Origin of the sequence: Stieleria bergensis, from assembly GCA_007745635.1 — a bacterium.
Lineage (GTDB): Bacteria > Planctomycetota > Planctomycetia > Pirellulales > Pirellulaceae > Stieleria > Stieleria bergensis.
On the sequence record CP036272.1, the window covers coordinates 2,059,080 to 2,075,960 of the forward strand.

Annotated in this window: 14 protein-coding genes; 3 read left to right on the forward strand and 11 right to left on the reverse strand. The window is 54.4% G+C overall.

Annotated features, from left to right (window positions below; all coding sequences use genetic code 11):
- Nucleotides 1–216 precede the first annotated feature (216 nt).
- On the forward strand, nucleotides 217–1,845 hold the full coding sequence (locus tag SV7mr_RS06960) for a sulfatase (protein WP_419188204.1): 1,629 nt from the start codon (nucleotides 217–219) through the stop codon (nucleotides 1,843–1,845).
- Nucleotides 1,846–2,210: 365 nt separating this feature from the next.
- Entirely contained in the window at nucleotides 2,211–2,957 is a 747-nt protein-coding gene (locus tag SV7mr_RS06965; protein ID WP_145270483.1) for a hypothetical protein, read from the forward strand.
- Between the two features lie 95 nt (nucleotides 2,958–3,052).
- Here the strand turns inward: SV7mr_RS06965 and SV7mr_RS06970 are convergent, their stop codons facing one another.
- From SV7mr_RS06970 to SV7mr_RS07015, 10 genes are all read right to left on the reverse strand, one after another.
- Nucleotides 3,053–3,424: a hypothetical protein gene (locus SV7mr_RS06970; protein ID WP_145270485.1), complete on the reverse strand. Its 372-nt coding sequence runs from the start codon at nucleotides 3,422–3,424 to the stop codon at nucleotides 3,053–3,055.
- Nucleotides 3,425–3,779: 355 nt separating this feature from the next.
- Complete coding sequence (locus SV7mr_RS06975; protein ID WP_145270487.1) at nucleotides 3,780–4,493, reverse strand: YqjF family protein; 714 nt, start codon at nucleotides 4,491–4,493, stop codon at nucleotides 3,780–3,782.
- A gap of 296 nt (nucleotides 4,494–4,789) precedes the next feature.
- Nucleotides 4,790–5,416 (reverse strand): FMN-dependent NADH-azoreductase, encoded by a 627-nt coding sequence (locus SV7mr_RS06980; RefSeq protein WP_145270489.1) that lies wholly within the window; start codon nucleotides 5,414–5,416, stop codon nucleotides 4,790–4,792.
- Between the two features lie 71 nt (nucleotides 5,417–5,487).
- Complete coding sequence (locus SV7mr_RS06985; RefSeq protein WP_145270491.1) at nucleotides 5,488–6,288, reverse strand: pirin family protein; 801 nt, start codon at nucleotides 6,286–6,288, stop codon at nucleotides 5,488–5,490.
- A gap of 54 nt (nucleotides 6,289–6,342) precedes the next feature.
- The gene (locus SV7mr_RS06990) at nucleotides 6,343–6,810 is read right to left on the reverse strand and encodes a MarR family winged helix-turn-helix transcriptional regulator (protein WP_473163678.1); all 468 of its coding nucleotides are present in this window, start codon (nucleotides 6,808–6,810) and stop codon (nucleotides 6,343–6,345) included.
- A gap of 305 nt (nucleotides 6,811–7,115) precedes the next feature.
- Nucleotides 7,116–7,961 (reverse strand): anti-sigma factor, encoded by an 846-nt coding sequence (locus SV7mr_RS06995; RefSeq protein ID WP_145270493.1) that lies wholly within the window; start codon nucleotides 7,959–7,961, stop codon nucleotides 7,116–7,118.
- Nucleotides 7,958–8,626 carry an RNA polymerase sigma factor gene (locus SV7mr_RS07000; protein ID WP_419188205.1) on the reverse strand — a complete coding sequence of 223 codons (669 nt, stop codon included), beginning with the start codon at nucleotides 8,624–8,626 and terminating at the stop codon, nucleotides 7,958–7,960. The genes SV7mr_RS06995 and SV7mr_RS07000 overlap by 4 nt, the downstream gene beginning before the upstream one ends.
- 234 nt (nucleotides 8,627–8,860) lie before the next feature.
- Nucleotides 8,861–10,012 (reverse strand): fasciclin domain-containing protein, encoded by a 1,152-nt coding sequence (locus SV7mr_RS07005; RefSeq protein ID WP_145270495.1) that lies wholly within the window; start codon nucleotides 10,010–10,012, stop codon nucleotides 8,861–8,863.
- A 339-nt stretch (nucleotides 10,013–10,351) separates the two neighbouring features.
- Nucleotides 10,352–10,963, reverse strand: coding sequence for a MarC family protein (locus SV7mr_RS07010; RefSeq protein ID WP_145270497.1), 612 nt, complete (start codon nucleotides 10,961–10,963; stop codon nucleotides 10,352–10,354).
- A 278-nt stretch (nucleotides 10,964–11,241) separates the two neighbouring features.
- Nucleotides 11,242–14,589 carry a tetratricopeptide repeat protein gene (locus tag SV7mr_RS07015; RefSeq protein WP_419188206.1) on the reverse strand — a complete coding sequence of 1,116 codons (3,348 nt, stop codon included), beginning with the start codon at nucleotides 14,587–14,589 and terminating at the stop codon, nucleotides 11,242–11,244.
- A 542-nt stretch (nucleotides 14,590–15,131) separates the two neighbouring features.
- On the opposite strand from SV7mr_RS07015, the gene SV7mr_RS07020 reads away from it, so the two are divergent.
- Nucleotides 15,132–15,404 carry a GlsB/YeaQ/YmgE family stress response membrane protein gene (locus SV7mr_RS07020; protein WP_145270501.1) on the forward strand — a complete coding sequence of 91 codons (273 nt, stop codon included), beginning with the start codon at nucleotides 15,132–15,134 and terminating at the stop codon, nucleotides 15,402–15,404.
- Between the two features lie 41 nt (nucleotides 15,405–15,445).
- On the opposite strand, the gene SV7mr_RS07025 is transcribed toward SV7mr_RS07020, so the two are convergent.
- The gene (locus SV7mr_RS07025; RefSeq protein ID WP_419188207.1) at nucleotides 15,446–16,813 is read right to left on the reverse strand and encodes a 3-deoxy-D-manno-octulosonic acid transferase; all 1,368 of its coding nucleotides are present in this window, start codon (nucleotides 16,811–16,813) and stop codon (nucleotides 15,446–15,448) included.
- Nucleotides 16,814–16,881: the final 68 nt, after the last annotated feature.

Genomic DNA, 16,881 nt, shown 5'->3' on the forward strand with positions numbered 1-16,881 from the left:
TGGCAGTGACTGGCAATTTACCTAGCGCTCAGCGTACAATAGAACCTGGAAAAACTGCGTTGCCTCTCCAGCGTGATCCATGCTCTTTGCAGCGGCATTTCGTTCGCTGGTGATCGATGCGATGGCACGTTTGCAACTCCACTGCATTTCAACCATGCATTTTTTCCCTGTGCCCTCCCCTCCTCTTCAAGTCTCTGACCCACTGACGATCGCCTCATGAAAGACTCTTCCTGCCCCACACCTGTTGTGATGAAACAGGTTTGTGCTGTTGCTCGTTTGCCTCGTGACTGTTCGCGAAATGGTTGTGCACTGTTTTCTAGAGGGTTGATCGCAGTGCTGTCGGTGGTCTTGTTTCAAGCAACCGGATTTGCTCAATCAGGTGATCGCGAGCAAACGCCACGGCCCAACATTGTGATGATCGCTGTCGATGACTTGAACGATTGGATTGAACCGCTGCAGGGCCATCCGCAAGTCAAGACGCCACACATGGCTCGCCTAGCCGAACGCGGTGTGACGTTTACCAACGCACATTGTCAAGCTCCGCTCTGCAATCCTAGTCGAACGTCATTGATGACCGGGCGGCGACCGACCAGCACAGGGGTTTATGGCTTGCAGCCATGGATTCGTAACGTGGATGAACTAAAGGGCTTGGTGACCATGCCCCAGTACTTTGGTCAACATGGTTACAAAACATTGCTCGGTGGCAAGATTCATCATGGAGCCAATGGGCGACGCAAAGGCAAAGAGTTGGAAGCCGATGTTTGGGGCCCCCCAGCAAGTGTTGGTGCCAAGCCCAAGCAGAAACTGATTCCACCCACGCCCGGAGGCAATCATCCGTTGATGGACTGGGGAACCTTTCCACACCGGGATCAAGAGAAAGGTGACTGGGCGGTCGCGTCTTGGGCAGTGGACCAACTGGAACAGCTGGGCAAGCAGCGCGATTCCGATCAACCCTTCTTCCTGGCTGCTGGATTCTTTCTGCCCCACGTGCCCTGTTATGTAACGCAAAAATGGTACGACATGTATCCCGAAGAGTCGCTGGTGATGCCTCCACTGCTGGCTTCGGACCGGGAAGATACGCCAGATTCGTCTTGGTACATCCACTGGGATTTGCCCGAGCCACGCACAAGCTGGTTGCGGGAGAACAACCAGCTCAAGAATCTGACGCGTTCCTATCTGGCCTCCGTCAGCTTTGTCGATAGCCAAGTCGGCCGCGTTCTTGATGGTATCGAACAAGCGGGCTTAAGTGATTCGACGATTGTTGTTCTGTGGGGTGACCATGGCTATCACATGGGTGAAAAGGCGATCTCGGGCAAGAACAGCCTCTGGCGCCATGGCACACGCGTGCCGTTGATCATTTCGGTGCCACCAGGATTGACATCCTTCAACACGCAACTGGATGCCAAATGCAATCAGCCCGCCGAGCTATTGGATTTGTACGTCACGCTCTCTCATTTAACTGGCCTTCCCATTCCGGACGGACAAGAGGGAATCAGCTTGGTGCCACAGTTGCAGGACGTTCAACAGCATCGTGAGCGACCTGCGATCTGCACACACAATGCCGGCAATCACTCCGTTTGCGATACCAAGTGGCGCTACATTGTTTATGCCGATGGGCAGCAAGAACTCTATGACACGCAAGCCGACCCGTTTGAGCATCACAATTTGATCAAACACAACGCTGTTGCGTCTGAGCATCAGGCCGTTGTCAAACATCTACGTTCATTCTTGCCGAAAAAGGAATTGCCGTTGGCTCCCGGAAGTGCGGCTCGGATTTTGGAAAAGCGAGCCGATGGTTTCTACTGGCAGGACAAGAAAATTGTGCCGGAGGATTCGGTGCGCTAGCGATGGCTTGCCGGTTCAGCGGATCGAGTGAGGTGATCAGCCGCCTTGCGTGAGGGGCGAAGCAAGCATCGGCCTGCTCTCTCAGGCGGGTGCCGTTCTCTCTCCTGGCCATTGCCCGACAGACTCTCGTTTCTGGCGGGCATCCTCCGTGCGAACGGGTTGGTGGCGAATTATGATAGATCAAGCTCGGATGCCATGGCTTGCCCCATGGCCTGCCTCATCGCTTGGCCCGCTGTCGAGAGCTTGTCACCGATTCGGAACTGGCAACGGCAACGACTGGCTGCCGTGGGGTGGTTTGTTGCACGCGCCGCGACTGCGTTTGCCAGAGAAGTCCTCGCTGTTTGCCCCTTAATCACCTCTGCCCAATGTCTGTTCGCTCAAAATTCTCTCGTCGCCGCGTTGCGTTCTGGTGTGGTCTTGGCTTGTTCTGTTTGTCCCGTCGCACCGGTGTGCAGGCGTTTGACGAATTGGCTGCTAACCTGATGCCGCAGACGACGACGGGTGATTCCCAAACGCAATCGGTTCCAGCAAAACGCACGTCCAAGGAAGTGCACTGGCACTTGGCGTCGAATCGGACTTGGCGTTGGTATGAACGCGAGGAGCGAATTGATGGCCATTGGGTTGTGACGGGCATCACCACGCCGATCAAGATCGCCACCGGAGAATCGCTGCAAGGCGTTGAGGGATACCTCGATGAAGCGATGATCCCCGATTACGTCTTAAATGGCGATGATCAACGTCGCTTAGGGCGTGGAATCGTTGTCGCAGGTGGGGTGGAAAGTGGACCCGGTACTGTGATTCAACAGGCCAGTGGCGAACAAACTGATCTCGATCCTGCATCCTTGGGAGATGCTTCGCAAGGCGATGCGGGACGTCCCAGTGCAACACGACGCAGTCGGCACGGTCGCCCACCAAGTCGCTGGCTGAGAAGTTTGAATGCCGACGAATTGCGTCTGTGGTTGGGACGCGTCGACATTCAAGTCGCTTATGTCGACGGCATGACCTACTGGACACACCTGACTCGCGACCACGGTTTCGATCCAGAAAAGATTCGCGGTTTGAATGAAGCCGAGCTCGCCGAGTTGCATGGCGCGGCTCATGAAGGCTATTAAAGCACTGCGACTCAAACGCTAAAGCACTGCGACTCAAACGCTAAAGCACTGCGGTTGATGAAGGCTAAAGCCTTGTGGCAAAGCTCAGTTGCATCCTAAATGTCGAAGTTAGGGAATCCAGCATTCGGAGCGGAAGAGTCGGGGTCAGAGACTTGGTCGGTGCCGGCCTCTGATGCGCTGCCGGCATTGGATGAGGGATGATTCTGCAGGATGTCTTGCAGGTGCCTTGAGGCAGCAAGCATGCCGCAATTGAACCCTGCGGTCCATTGATCATGATCATTGATCAGTTCCAACTCAATCGCTGGGTAGCTGGTTTCGATTTCCGCTAGCCTGGATTCACTGGGAGCCGTTTGTGGAATGCGGATGGCGCGTTCATACCAAACCAAGTCCGAGTACTTCTCCATAATGGCATGCAGCTCAGAGCAGATTTTGTTAACAGCCTCTGTTGTGTAGCTTGCGGTGTTCATCGCGATTCCCTTGGCTGGTGATTGTCCGGCTGGACTTGGGAGTGGGGACTCCGCTGGATAAATGAGCTCGCAGTCGCGGCCAATCACCGTTGTGAATATGTTGTCACTTATCAACGCGATGTCGCGCGAAGGAACCGCAGTTGGATTGCGTATGGAAACACATCGTTCGCTTGGGGGAACCGTTTTGCGGCAAATGCCATCGCTCTAGGGGACGTTTCCTGTGGCGGGCCGCGAAAAAGGCACCTCTAGGTGTGATGTTGGACGCTGGGCCGACACACCGGATCAATCAAACTCTGGGAACGCATCGTGAAGCAATCGCAATCGTCGATCCGTTCCAGCAGCACGCACGCTTCAGTCAGCTTGTTCGTTGCAGCGTTCCGGGAAAGGATACCGTTACATGAGAACCGGGAGCGTAAAACACATGCTCTGGATCTTGTTGGTTGAGAAACTGAAAGTCGTCTCCGTAAAGTTTGCCAAAGTCGACGTCGATTTGATAATCCTCTACTCTGCTGCAAGGCCATTGAGGATGCTTGACTTCGTATTCAAGTGTTCGTCGCTTGCCGATCGCGTAGCCCCAGTAGTGCTCGGTGATGAATTCCTCAACGGAGCCTGGTTCGGGGATCGATGGTGTCTGATCAAGTGTGAATTGGATCCGATACTCATCGTCGTCTCCCCAGCGATAATCAATGCGATTGTCGTCCATGTCGTGTGACATTGGCATGCTCACATAGTTTTCGTTGAACAGGCTGTTGGCGACCAGCGGTATCAACCGGCTCGGAACGATCTCCTTGATAAACGTCACTGCCCGGATCGAACGATCGTGTTTGGGAGTCACATAGAATCGCAGATTCACTTCCTCGAAATGTCGATTTCCAATCGCCGGTAGGCCGATCACTTTGGTCTTTTCAAACAGAAAGGCCACTAAACTGACGTACACATTGTCAGAGGACGGATCGATTTCAGTGCCCTCGGGTACATAAGGGGACAGTTTGTCGGGGGCGACAACGTAGTTGGCAAAGACCAGATGTTTCCAGTGTGCCGATAGAAAGGAACTGGTAAACCACTTCATGAGAAACCCCGTCAGTCGTGTCCAAGAAGCCTGCTGTTGATGCGTGAGAACGCCGCACTCCTGTCAATGATTTTAGCCAGGCCTGAATGGAATTGTTGCCCAGTTGGCGGCCAGGGAGGTGGCTTTCGCTGATTGAGTGGCGAGGGGCGGCAAAACGCTTGCCGCCTTGTCACTCTCGAGTGACAAGACGCGTCGGGATGGCAGGCGTGGACACTGCTGATGCGACGCTCAGGTTGTTCGAAACCCGTTGCAGCTTTCAGTGTGAACGCTTGGCAGCGCTCGATTGAATCGGCCGATTAGAACTGGCTGGCAATTGACTTGGCTTGCTCGATCGCTGCGGCTTCCGTTTGGGCCACATCTTCGGGAGCCGCTAACGTGGGATCAACCAGAATCGAGTTTACGTCGGTGAATCCAATGAAACCTAATAGCAAGTCCATGTAGCCTTTTTGCATGTCCAGGCCCTTGGTTTCATCGCTGCCATAGGATCCGCCGCGTGCATACACGACTGCCACCGGTTTCCCAGTGACCAGCCCGCTGTATCCTGTTTGGGGATCAAAAGAGAATGTTTGGCCGGACTGAGCAATGACGTCAATGTAGTGCTTCAGTCGATACGGAATTCCAAAGTTCCACATCGGCAAACTAAAGACATACTTGTCGGCCGACTTAAAGTGATCGCAAGTCTCTACAACGGCTTGCCAGGCTTGCTGCTGCTGATCGGTGAAGTCCTGGCCATGTAAGACCTGGTACTTCGCATCAATGGTAAAACCATCGCATTCAGGGAGCTCGGTGTTCCATAGATCCAGCGTCTCGACCTCGTCGCCCGGATGGGCCGCTTGATAGGCGGCCAGGAATTCCTTCGCAACGGTGATGGATTTTGAGCGAGCTTTGCGTGGGGATGCTTCGATGTAAAGTAACTTGGCCATGGATGATTCCCAAGGTTGGCGGTAAGCAGGATGGTTTGATAAAGAGTTCCGTAAACACGATCGGGCGAGGACTAACCGAGGTCAAACAAAAGTGCCTCGGTGGCTTGTTCGGCTTTCAAGTCCAGTTGCATGGGGCGACTCGTGGCGACCGCGTCTCCCGCATGCAGCGTGGTTCCATTGACGGTTAGCTGGCCAGTGGCAACTTGCAACCAGACATGGCGTTGCTTTTCAGCCGTGAATTGCAACGATTCGTTCCGGTCTAGGCGGGTGGCAAAGATCGAAGCATCTTGGCCAATCGCGACCGCAGCGTCGCTGCCTTCTGGTCCGGCAATCTTTTTCCATTGCCCACGCTTCTCGTCAGAGGTTACTTTGTTATCGCTGTAGCGTGGCTGAACACCCTTCATCGCTGGTTGGATCCAGATCTGAAGGAAGTGATTGGACTCCGTCGGCGACGGGTTGTACTCGCTGTGAGTGATCCCCGTCCCGGCAGACATCATTTGAATGTCGTCCGCTGTGATGATCGCGCCTTTGCCAGTGCTGTCCTGATGCTGTAACGCGCCTTCAAGAACATAGGAAATGATTTCCATGTTGCGGTGCGGATGAGTGGGGAAGCCACGCCCCGCCGTGATCCGATCATCGTTGATCACTCGTAACGATCGGAATCCCATGTGCTGCTGATCGTAATAACGGCCGAACGAAAACGAGTGATAGCTTTTGAGCCAACCGATGTCGGTGTGACCTCGATCAGCAGCTTCTCGCACCAGAAGATGACTGCGACTCGGTTCAGATGCACCCAGGGGGCCGTCACTGGATGCAATATGAATCAAGCCCGCTGAGGTCACAGACAGTGCCGAACGTCGTGAAATGTTCATCGTGATTTCCTTTTTTCTTAAGGTTTACATGTCAAGCAAATGGGTAAATAAGAATCAATCGGACTGCCGGTCGCGAATGGATTCCAAGATTCGGATCAGTGTTTTCTGGTCGGATTGACTGATGTGCCGCATCGTATTGGCGTGCAGGTTCAAAATCGGTTTGTCGAGCTTAGCCAAGAGTTTCCTACCGCTGGGCTTGATGTCGACCATGTACACTCGGCGATCCTGCGACGATTGAGTTTTGGTGATGTAGTCAAGTTTCAAGAGTTGGTCGACGACCCGCGTGATCGCGGGTGCGACCTGGATCATCCGTTGGGCCACATCCAAGCACGGCAATGGAGTGCCTTCACCACGCAAAATTCGCAGCACGTTGTATTGCGAAGGCGTTAAGCCGTGTTCCCGCAGCAGTCGCGCGAGGCGATTCTCCAGTAAGTCGCTGGTCCGCAGGATGGCCAGCGTTGTCTCCTGTTCGACTGAGTCGAAATCACCGCGTTTTTTCAGTTCGCTTTTCAGAGATGGCAAGGCAATCGTGCTCGTCGGCTAACGGAAGTCTGAATTCTGCCAGATAGTTTACATGTTATGTATCGGGTTGTCAACTGAAAAACTTGAGCCGATTTGTGGGCGGCAAGAGAGTTGCCCGTCACCTGTTGGGTGCTGACCCGGGCGACTGCGATCGTTGCCAGCAAGCGTGCAAAAGAGTTTTGGAGCTGTGTGACAACGAAAAAGGGTGGCGTTCAAGCACGCCACCCTCGGTTTCGTTTAACAGTCGCGAGCAGTCGCCGAGTCCATCGCAAGCACAGCGAACGTGGACGACGCCCTCAGGACGCTCATGATTCGACCGGAGCAAGCAGTGGCAATCGTTCCTGGGTGGAGACAACGACACCGCCGGGTTGTTCAATCGTGATCGCAAATGCGGCCGGGCTAACAACCTTCAGCTTGGCATCGATCGGGATCAGGACTTCGCCGCTGGCGGTCACATCGAACACGCCACCGTCGATCGGCTCTTCGTCGCGTTCGGGGTCGATGATCCACAATTGGTACTGTTCCACGGTGGGATCGTTAATCGGCATGCCGACGAATTGCATGATCCCTTGTTGTTTCTCGTTATCCCAGACAACTTTGCCGCTGACGGGGTTGTCGAATGGTGTTGTGCCCGGGGACCAATCGATTTGAGAGACGCCCTTGCGTTGAAGAAGGTCCTGGTACAGTTCGGTGGAGGTCAGCGTGATCGGGCCAGCGTCCTTCTGTTGCGAGGAAGCGTAAAGCCCAACTGCAACCAGCAGTGCTGCCGCACAGGCTACCCAAGCGATCAGCTCCCGCATCGAAGTCGTTGTCGATTTCGGTGGGGCTTTAGTCGCTGGTCTGACAGTGCCTTCGGACACTGCGGAAGTTTGCGAAGACACTTGATCGCGCTGCGATCGCGGTTGCCGCAACGACTGGTATCCTTGTTGACGGATCGTTTGTGCAAGTTCATCGGGGAGCCTGCTTTGCGGAGTTGCTGCGACGCAGCTAAGTGCCGCGGCGGCGTGCTCCAGATCGCGTCGTCGTTCGTTAACATCCACAGGCATTTGACGTTCTAGCCTTGAGAGCTGTGTGCGTTCGTCGTCGGTCAGGTCCCCGAGGACCTCGCCTGCGAGCAACTCTTCGACAGATTCGAAATCGGTTTGACTCATGATGCACCTCCTGTTTCAGGAAGCGATGAATTTCGTTTCATACAATGCCGCAGTTGCATTAGGCCGCGTCTCGCAAATGACTTGACGGTGCCCAGGGGCAAACTGAGTTTTTCCGCGATCCCCGAGTGAGACACTCCTTCCATGATCGAAAATCCGAGCACACTGCGATGTTTTTCAGAGAGATTCTTGAAGCATCCCATCGCCCTGGCAGCGTCTTCTTGAATCTCCAATAAATTGTCGGAGAAATTACCCACCAGCGATTGGATATCGAAACTGGATTCGGAATCCGGGACTGAGGATCTCCTGCGGAAGAAATCAATCAGTCTTCTTCGTGCCAGTGTGGCGATGAAGGTTGATTCGCTTCCACGACTGGAATCATACCGCTCGGCCTTCTGCCAGAGTTCCAGGAAAATATCTTGCGTTGCATCCTCGGCGTCATCGGGATTGTTGCAGTATCGATTTGCAAGCGACCACACCAGTCCGCCGTAGGTTTCAACGCACTCATCGATCGCGTTGGCATCTCCTTCGGCGATCCGTTGCAGGATAGACGCGGGGGCGTTGGTGGCTGATGAATCTTGTTTTTCAGTGGGCAGGGGCATTGCAGTTGCCATAGCGAATCCGTCGTTGACCGAACAGGTTGTGTCAAGTTCAACAATAGTATTCATTGCGAGCAACCCCACTGGCTTGAAAACGCTTTGTTTTTCGGCGAATCCGAGTTTCTCGTATGAAAAGACAGTCGATCCGCCCCTTGTCGTCGGGTTTGTCGGGCCGTCTGCCTATGGCGGGAAAACCGAAAATGCCCTGGCGATCGCCACCAGTCGGTGACAGCCAGGGCACTTCTGTTTCCGTCCTTTCCAAAGCGACCGGCCGCAATACGGCCCGCATAGCTATCAAACCGCTCAGTTAGCAGATTCCAGCGAAGCGTACATCTTGTCGATTCCGTGGCGAAGCGTCCAGGCACGTTGCATGGAGCAGGTCTCGCGGCCTGCAGAATTCAAAACGCTGGTCATTTGATGCCGCATCCGCGAGTCACCGGGAGTCGTGCTCATCAACTTGGTCAAGGTGTTGCGATAAAGATCGGCACAGGCTTGGTGATGACCATTGTTGTACAATTCTGCACCTTTGGCGACAGCATCGCGAAGCTGTTGCTTGGTGCTTGAGGTCTTCGCTGGTGGCAAAATCACAGAGTCGATGACGTGGATCACGCCGTTACTGGCGTCGATGTCAGTCTTGATCAGTTTGGCCTGATTGATCATCGCACCCTTGTCGCTTACGGAGATCTCGATGGGCGAACCTTCAAGCGTGTTGGCTGTCTTCGCAGCGACGGCGTCCTCGGAGTAAACGCGTCCTGCGACGACGTGGTACTTCAGGATCGCCGCCAGTTTGGCTTTGTTTTCAGGCAGCAGCAGCGACTTGATCGTCCCTTCAGGAAGCTTCGCAAATGCTTCGTCGGTGGGAGCAAAAACGGTCAATTCCGTATCGCCAGCCAAGGCGTCAACCAGCCCGGCAGCCTTTGCAGCGGCAACCAAAGTGCCGAACTTGCCAGCAGCCACTGCCGTCTCGGCCAAGTTTTTGTCTGCAGGCAGGATGACCGAATCGATGACGTGGATCACGCCATTGTCACACTTGATGTCGGTGGCGACGACTTTGGCGTTGTCGACCATGACACCCTTGTCGCTGACTGAGACGTCGATTCGTTGGCCGTTCAGCGACTTCGCACCCGACACTTTGACGACGTCCTTTGCCATGACTTTGCCCGGCACGACGTGAAAAGTCAGAATCGCGGTCAGCTGGTCCTTGTTTTCCGCCTTCAGCAGAGCGGCGATTGTCTCTTTGGGCAGCTTCGCAAACGCTTCGTCGGTTGGAGCGAAGACGGTGAACGGGCCATCGCCTTGCAAAGCGGGGATCAAATCGGCAGCCGTTAGGGCAGCCGCGAGGGTTTTGAACTTGCCAGCAGCCACTGCAGTTTCGACGATGTCGTCTGCTTTGACGGCGACGGATGAAGAGACCAGCAGTGCAGCGGCCATAGCGAAACGGAAGACAAATTTCATCGGGTTGATCCTTGAATCAAAGTTTTTGGTGAATGAGTGGTCGGAGACCTCCTCGGTCGAACATGAGTTCGCAGCCCCTCCCGGATTGGATTCAAGTTTCTGTGAAAAGAATTTTTGGATTAGACTCCTGTAGGTGTTCAATGGAAGCGTGAGTGGACCATTGGCTGGCGTTAGATGAGCACTGTCGAACAGCTTTTCAATCGCAGCATGCCGAGGTTTGGCGATGCATTTCAATGCCGACACGCGTACCGATAGACCGCTTTAACATCACCTGTTGGTGTTGCATGAAGAGATCACAGAATGAATCGATCTCACAATTGGATCTAGCTGATGGGCCGTCTATTCGAGATTCGCGAAGGCCTTCAATCCTTCCAAAGCGTTGGTCGCAGCGACCGCAGAGAGCAGCAACCCCATCACTCGGCTCACCACGCTGGCTCCGCTGTGTCCAATCAAACGAGTGATCGGTGTTGCCAAACGCATCAGCCCATAAGCTAGTAGCAGCACACCACACATGACCCCGGCCGTTTGACACTGTTCCATGATGGTGAAGTGATCGTTGTCTGACAGCAAGACTGCGGTCAGCATTGCACCTGGGCTAGCAAGCGATGGAACCGCGAGCGGGTACACGGCTTTTTCATCACGTTGATCGATGGAGCGAATCTCTTCTTCGGGTTTGCCGTCACCAAAGATCATCGAGAGTGCGAAAAGAAACAGCACGATCCCGCCAGCAATTTGGAATGCCGGCAGTGGGATCGACATCGCATCGAGTAACGGTTGCCCAGCGATCACAAAGAACAGCAAGACACCGGCGGCGACCAGCGTGCCTTTGCGAGCGGTTTGCGCTCGAGATGTTTCGTCTTGATTCGACGTGATGGCGACAAAGACCGGCACCGTCCCGATCGGATCGATGACTGCAAAGAAGGAGACAAACGTAGCAACGTAATCAATCATGGAACGATCGTGAATGTCGCCGTGGCGACGGTGGGTGGCAGGCAGCCGCAGGGGCGGGATGTGTAGGAAGGAATCAGGCTTCCTCGACGATGCTGGTGATCGGTGCTTCGCTGGCAACGGGTACCTTTAACGGATACCGCTGCGTTCGATGAAATGATGCTGGTTTCGCTCGATTTAGGGTTGTCCCATGCCAGCGAGAGTGAAGCCTCGGCAATTCCCCGCCGGATTATGTGGCTTGAGGGGGATTGCCTGTCTCTTGACTCGACATCAATGGCACCCTACCGCGCTTTGGGACTCAGTCGGAATTGTTTGATCTGTTGAATGGTTAACCAAACCGGATCACCTTGCTGCAAGCTGGGGACGGTTACCGAATCGCTCAGCAATGTTGCTTGCAACTGAACGTCTCGGCCTCGGCGTTTGACGGCATCGACCTGGGCTTCGATGGATTCGTTTTGGTCTCGCCCCACGTGGATTTGCACAATCAGAGTTGCCGAATTCGGCTCTTCGTTTAGCTGTTTGTAGGCTGCGATGAACTTCGTCTGGAGGGCTCGATCGGCGTCCTGCTCTTGCGGGGGCGTTTCAATTTCCAGGTCAACCGGAACGCCTTCAAACGGTCCGGAGGCAAACAGGCTTGTCTTGGCTTGTTGCTCGCTTGGCAGTTCATGATATCGCTTTAGTGTCGCCGCTGTCAGAAAAGAACTGTATTGATCGGCTGTCAGCAGGCGATCGCTGGAAAATGCTTTCAACACGTTGCTCATGGCCTGTTTGCGAGCCCGTGTTGTTGTCGGTCGCATTGCCTGAAGTTCAAGGGTGAGCTTCGATTTGGCATTTGCCAAAATTCCTTGCAGGGGCTCGTCGGCGCTTGAAAGATCGTCAGCGTTCATGCGAAAGGGGGCCTGAGTGATCTGAAGTTGCCAGTCCTGTGATTGCATCACCCAGGTCGGCTGATTCGGGTTCGCGGAATCAAGACGTGTTGTTTGCAGCGGTTTACCCAGTGCATTCTCAAGCTTGGTACCAAGTGCGACGCTATCGATTTTCGGTTGGGTTTGGAACAGCAGGCGAACGATCGGTCCGCCGAAGTCAGAGTAACCCGTATACAACTGGCGTCGTGGTCGTGAGTCAGCAGGGATCACGTCTCGCCACGCAAGGCCACGGAGATCCCGTTCTCGATAAACACTGTCCCGGTCCCACTCTGGCATTGATTTCAGTTGTTTCAACGCGAGCGATTGATTGTTTTGATGCAGCGCGACCAAGAGCACAAGGTCGTCCCAGTGATGGTGTTCGGCAATCAAGCGTGCAAACCGCATGGCTTTGTCAGGTTGGTTCAGACGCAGTGCGGAACGCGTGATCCGGTCCAGCACCATGCCAGCGTCTTCATGAGTGGCCCACGCGTCGTTGTCGGGTGCCAAGTCGACAAGGGATTGGTACATTCCTTGGGCCCATAGCAACTGTGATCGCATGAGCAAACGCTGCTGCTTGCTGATCGTTGTGCTTGTTGCGTTGAGCAGTTTTTCGCATGGCTCCCATTCAGACTGGTCGATCAATTCCGTGACAACCATGGAAAGCATTTCATCAGAGGGGGCGATCTGAAAGGCTTTGGCGACGTCGTTCTGTTTGCGACAGAGATCAAGCAAACGGCGGCGATACAGATGATCGCGGCCAGGGGATTCATCATCGCTGTTCGCTTGCTTGATTAGCTTTGCAAACGAATTCGCGGCAGCAGTAAAATTGCCCTGATGAAAGTCCCAGAGTGCTTGATACTCTTGGCGAGCATCCGAGTCGACTTCGAGACGCTTGATAAGAGCTTCGAAGTCATCGTAATCGTCTTCGGCGTGCTTGATGCGCAGTAGACTGACGATCAGTTCAGGTGAAGTCGCCGACTCCATCGCGGCTTTCCGATCACCGCTGTGATACAGCGACTGGAGAATCATCTCGTTGAGATGATTCGCGCTAGAGGGCGAATCATCAAGAGCGTCCCTGGCTTGCTGAAGTTTCTCCGCCGCCTGTTTGTGCTTTCCCTCGTATGAGAGTGCATCCCCCAATAAATTAAGTGCTTCTCCATTCTTTGGATCCGCTTCCAGGATGATTTTGCAGAGCTGAATCATGTCAGCGTCGCTGATCAGCCCTTCGTAGTCATAGATTTCACTCAAGCATTCCAAGTGCTCTTGTGGTTTTGAGCAGGACGTCAGCAGTGAAACATAATCATCAGGGTCCTGTTCAATCCAGATCGCGTAGCGAAGCGATTCGGCGTTATCGGGCTGTTGCTTTTCGACCCACTGAAACGCTTCCGTTGCCGTTTGAAGATTGGGTTCCTTGATGTAGCTAGCCAGTGTTGCAGCCGCTGAGTCAGGCAGGTGCTCCAGCAAATGTTGGTGTAGCTGTGCATACTGATCAGCAAAATAGACGGAGTCACTTAGTTGATTGATCGCGTAGAAATAGATCGACTCACGAAGATCGCTCTGGTCAATGCGTGCGAATAACGCCTTGTTTTGAGCATGGTCATTCAGCAGGATCAGATGAGGTACCTGCAGTTGATTGTCTTGGGTCAGGTGTCGGGTCAGCTTGGTGAGAGCTGCTCGTTCTTTGTCTGTGTCTTCTTGCTCACGATAGATCGTTGCTAGACGTTGTTGTGAATGCGGCCAAGGCCCGATCAGATCGGCGTATTGCTGATAGGCTTTAGCGGCGAGTTCGTAGTCGCCTCGATCGAAATGGATGTCTGCTTTCAATCGGTAGGCACCGGGGACAAGATGCGGTGTTTTGATACGATCGGCAATTGCAATCGCTCGTTCGTCATTGGCCGCTAGATACCAGCGTCGTGCGTTCAGCAGCTGGATGCTGGGGTGAAGAACCTGCGGCCCCGCATAGTTTTCAGCTTTGACGAGGGCTTGTTCCACCAATCGTTGCTGTTTCTCAGCCGAATGTTCCAGGTCGTAGGAATCAAGGTACTGATGGCACGCATCGATGTATTCGTTATAGCGAGCAATTTCAGCATCCGAGGCATCCACCAGAACAAAGTTCTCGGTCGTGGAGCGAATGCCGAAGTCGAGCTGGCACCAATCGTAGAGTTTTAGTTGCCCCTGGTCGACAAGCCACCAGATCACTGGCTCACCTCCCGAATAGGTGTCAGGGCATTCCAAGTACACTCGGTAGCGATTGGCACCAAGGTCCTTGATGCTGATGATTTGATACCCGTACGGCGGTGGCGGACCAATGATCAAGTTATTGATCGTCTCCGAAACCACCAGTCGCTGCCAGGCATTGTCTGGTACCTTACTGGACCTGAGAAAATACTGTTCCGCATAAAGTTGGTAGTCGATGATGTCTCGCAGTTCAGGTTTGGCTGTTTCGTCTGCGACTTCAGTCACCAAATCGACGAAATGGACGATCTGGTCGTATTGCGGATGCTGTGTAGGGGACTGGCTATTGTTGACCGCTGTTTGAGCGCCGTCGGATTCGATCAGCATCTCTTGCTGCAAGGACTCGGTCTGCCTTGCGGTTCGATCTGTGCCGCTCTCCTGGACGTTGAAACGCATCAGCAGGACGCCCAGCACTGCGGACAGGACAAACGCTCCAGCAATGGTGAGGCCGCCGATGATAAAGCAGCCGGATAGGTTTCGCGATTGCAAGGCTGGTTGATGACTGGACGTCGAAAATGGGTCGGAGTTTGTGTTTAGTATAAAGACGAAGCAGGTGTGGTCGAATCGGAGCACAGCGATCATGCGTTTGCGACGAATCACTTGGCCATGATCTGGCAGGGGATGCAGGAGGCCGCGGAGAGATCAGGAATCTGGATCACTGGGTGCATTACTATACGTGAACTCGGTCACGTTGTGGTCGGGTACTGGCACTCTTTTGCAGCGTTTGCTGGGTGCGTCGAAACTCGCCCAACCAAAGAGCCAAAAACAGAGTAAATCGCGGGCCAAAAACGGAGCAAAGCGATGGGCGATGAGGGGTTCAGGCAATCGGCTATGAGGTGGGTTTGAAAAGAGTTGCAGAAAACCGTTCTTAAATCCTGCGGGCCATGGTGGTTGTTGTCGCTTGTTTACACAGCGTGACGAATGGCGGATTGGCCTCATGACGGTGGCTTGTTGCCGCACTGGTTCGTGAATGCAGTAAGCTGAATCTAAATGAGTCATTTGATTGGACCACAAACCTTAGAGGTGTGAACATGGAGATTGGGATGATGATCAGTTGGTGTGTGTTTGGGCTAATCGTCGGTTCGATTGCCAGGTTTCTCGTGCCAGGTAGTCAGCCTTTGGGCTTGATTGCCACCACCGGACTTGGAGTCTTGGGCTCCTTTGTTGGCGGTTTCCTAGGATCCTTATTCAGCGGAGGCGCGGCAACGCTCGCGCATCCCTCAGGCTGGGTCGGTGCGACCTTAGGCGCCGTGATCACCTTGGTCGTGTACATGAAAATGTCACGCGGAAGGGTTGCCAGCTAAGTGGCAAGTGGACAACGGCCTCGGCAGTTGTCCGAGGCGCGTTACCGAGTCGGGCTCTCTAAAGTGTCCGGCAGTCGTTGCCTGAGCGCCGTCATGGTCGCCTCGCTCGCGCCGCGCTGCGACTGAACGAATTGCTGGGCTCGCTTGCCCAGTGCGCCAGCCATGGGCGGATCGTTTAGAAACTGGCCGATGGTTTGCAGCAATTCGGTTTCGTCTTGGCAGCGAATTGCGGCTTGCTGGTGAATCAATCGATTGGCAATGTCTTTGAAATTGCGGGTGTCTGGACCAAACGTGACCGCACAGCCATAGCTAGCCGGTTCCAACATGTTTTGTCCACCACGGTCTCCAAAGCTGCCTCCGACGGTGGCTAAGTCAGCCACGCCCCACCAATGCGAAAGCTCACCGATGGTGTCAATCAAAATCACCGTCTCGCCGGACCATTGCCCCCCCGGCATCTCCGTTTGCTGGCTACGGCGGTGCACTGCGAACCCCTGATGTTCGATCAGATTGGCGACGGCACCAAAGCGTTCCGGGTGTCTGGGGACCAGGATCAAACGCAACCCAGCGTGGCGTTTGCGGAGGTCAGAGTAGATGCGTAACGCCATCGCCTCTTCGTCCGGTTGAGTGCTGCCAACCAGCCAAGCAATGTGCTCGTTTTGCTTGCCAGCCCAGTCCACGCGGCTGCAAACGGATTCGCTGTCCCGGGAACCGGTGACGCCATCAAACTTGAGCGAGCCCGTGACGGAAAGTCTTTCGGTGGGCACACCACATTGTTGGAAGTTGTTTGCCGAAGTTTCATCTTGGCAAAGCACCATCGATAAACTGCCGAAGACTGAACCGAGCAGTGCTTTGGCTTTGCAATACCCTTGGCAACTGCGGTCACTCAGGCGTGCATTGATGACCACGCAGGGAACCTTGGCTTGTCGGGATTGCCGGATCAAATTCGGCCAAAGCTCTAGTTCGGTGAGCACAAACAGGGCCGGATCGAGGTTCTTGAACGTGCGTTTGACGGCCCAGCTGAAGTCCAGCGGGCAAAAGAAGACTCGCTCAGCCCCGAAACGCTGGCAAGCCAAATCGTACCCTGTGTCGGTCGACGTACTGATCACGATCAGCGTCTCGGGCAGCATTTGTTCGAGTCGCGGCACTAAGGCGGCCAGCACATTGATCTCGCCTACACTCACTGCATGCATCCAAACCAGCGGTCGCTGCGATGAACTTTGACGCAGGTGGTTGGCTTGTTGCTTGCTGAGCCCCAAGAGTTTTTGCTTGACGCCGCGACGGTACCGACCGTGGCGCAGAGCCCGGTAAATCACCAGCGGGCTGGCGATCAGCAACAGCAACGCGTAGACAAAGTTAAACAGCATCGCCAGCAATGAGGATGAGGATCGTTTGGGCTGGCAGCGGGCCATCGGGCGTCGCCAGTCGTCACCCTGCTCTGTCGGCGTCGCCGCGAATGCAGTGCCTGCGTCTTGCAGTG

What these genes read in the sequence shown, in the direction of transcription:
- SV7mr_RS06960 (WP_419188204.1), top strand. Translation starts at nt 217, where the DNA reads ATGAAAGACTCTTCCTGCCCCACACCTGTTGTGATGAAACAGGTTTGT.
- SV7mr_RS06965 (WP_145270483.1), top strand. Translation starts at nt 2,211, where the DNA reads ATGTCTGTTCGCTCAAAATTCTCTCGTCGCCGCGTTGCGTTCTGGTGT.
- SV7mr_RS06970 (WP_145270485.1), bottom strand. Translation starts at nt 3,424, where the DNA reads ATGAACACCGCAAGCTACACAACAGAGGCTGTTAACAAAATCTGCTCT.
- SV7mr_RS06975 (WP_145270487.1), bottom strand. Translation starts at nt 4,493, where the DNA reads ATGAAGTGGTTTACCAGTTCCTTTCTATCGGCACACTGGAAACATCTG.
- SV7mr_RS06980 (WP_145270489.1), bottom strand. Translation starts at nt 5,416, where the DNA reads ATGGCCAAGTTACTTTACATCGAAGCATCCCCACGCAAAGCTCGCTCA.
- SV7mr_RS06985 (WP_145270491.1), bottom strand. Translation starts at nt 6,288, where the DNA reads ATGAACATTTCACGACGTTCGGCACTGTCTGTGACCTCAGCGGGCTTG.
- SV7mr_RS06995 (WP_145270493.1), bottom strand. Translation starts at nt 7,961, where the DNA reads ATGAGTCAAACCGATTTCGAATCTGTCGAAGAGTTGCTCGCAGGCGAG.
- SV7mr_RS07000 (WP_419188205.1), bottom strand. Translation starts at nt 8,626, where the DNA reads ATGAATACTATTGTTGAACTTGACACAACCTGTTCGGTCAACGACGGA.
- SV7mr_RS07005 (WP_145270495.1), bottom strand. Translation starts at nt 10,012, where the DNA reads ATGAAATTTGTCTTCCGTTTCGCTATGGCCGCTGCACTGCTGGTCTCT.
- SV7mr_RS07010 (WP_145270497.1), bottom strand. Translation starts at nt 10,963, where the DNA reads ATGATTGATTACGTTGCTACGTTTGTCTCCTTCTTTGCAGTCATCGAT.
- SV7mr_RS07020 (WP_145270501.1), top strand. Translation starts at nt 15,132, where the DNA reads ATGGAGATTGGGATGATGATCAGTTGGTGTGTGTTTGGGCTAATCGTC.
- SV7mr_RS07025 (WP_419188207.1), bottom strand. Translation starts at nt 16,813, where the DNA reads ATGGCCCGCTGCCAGCCCAAACGATCCTCATCCTCATTGCTGGCGATG.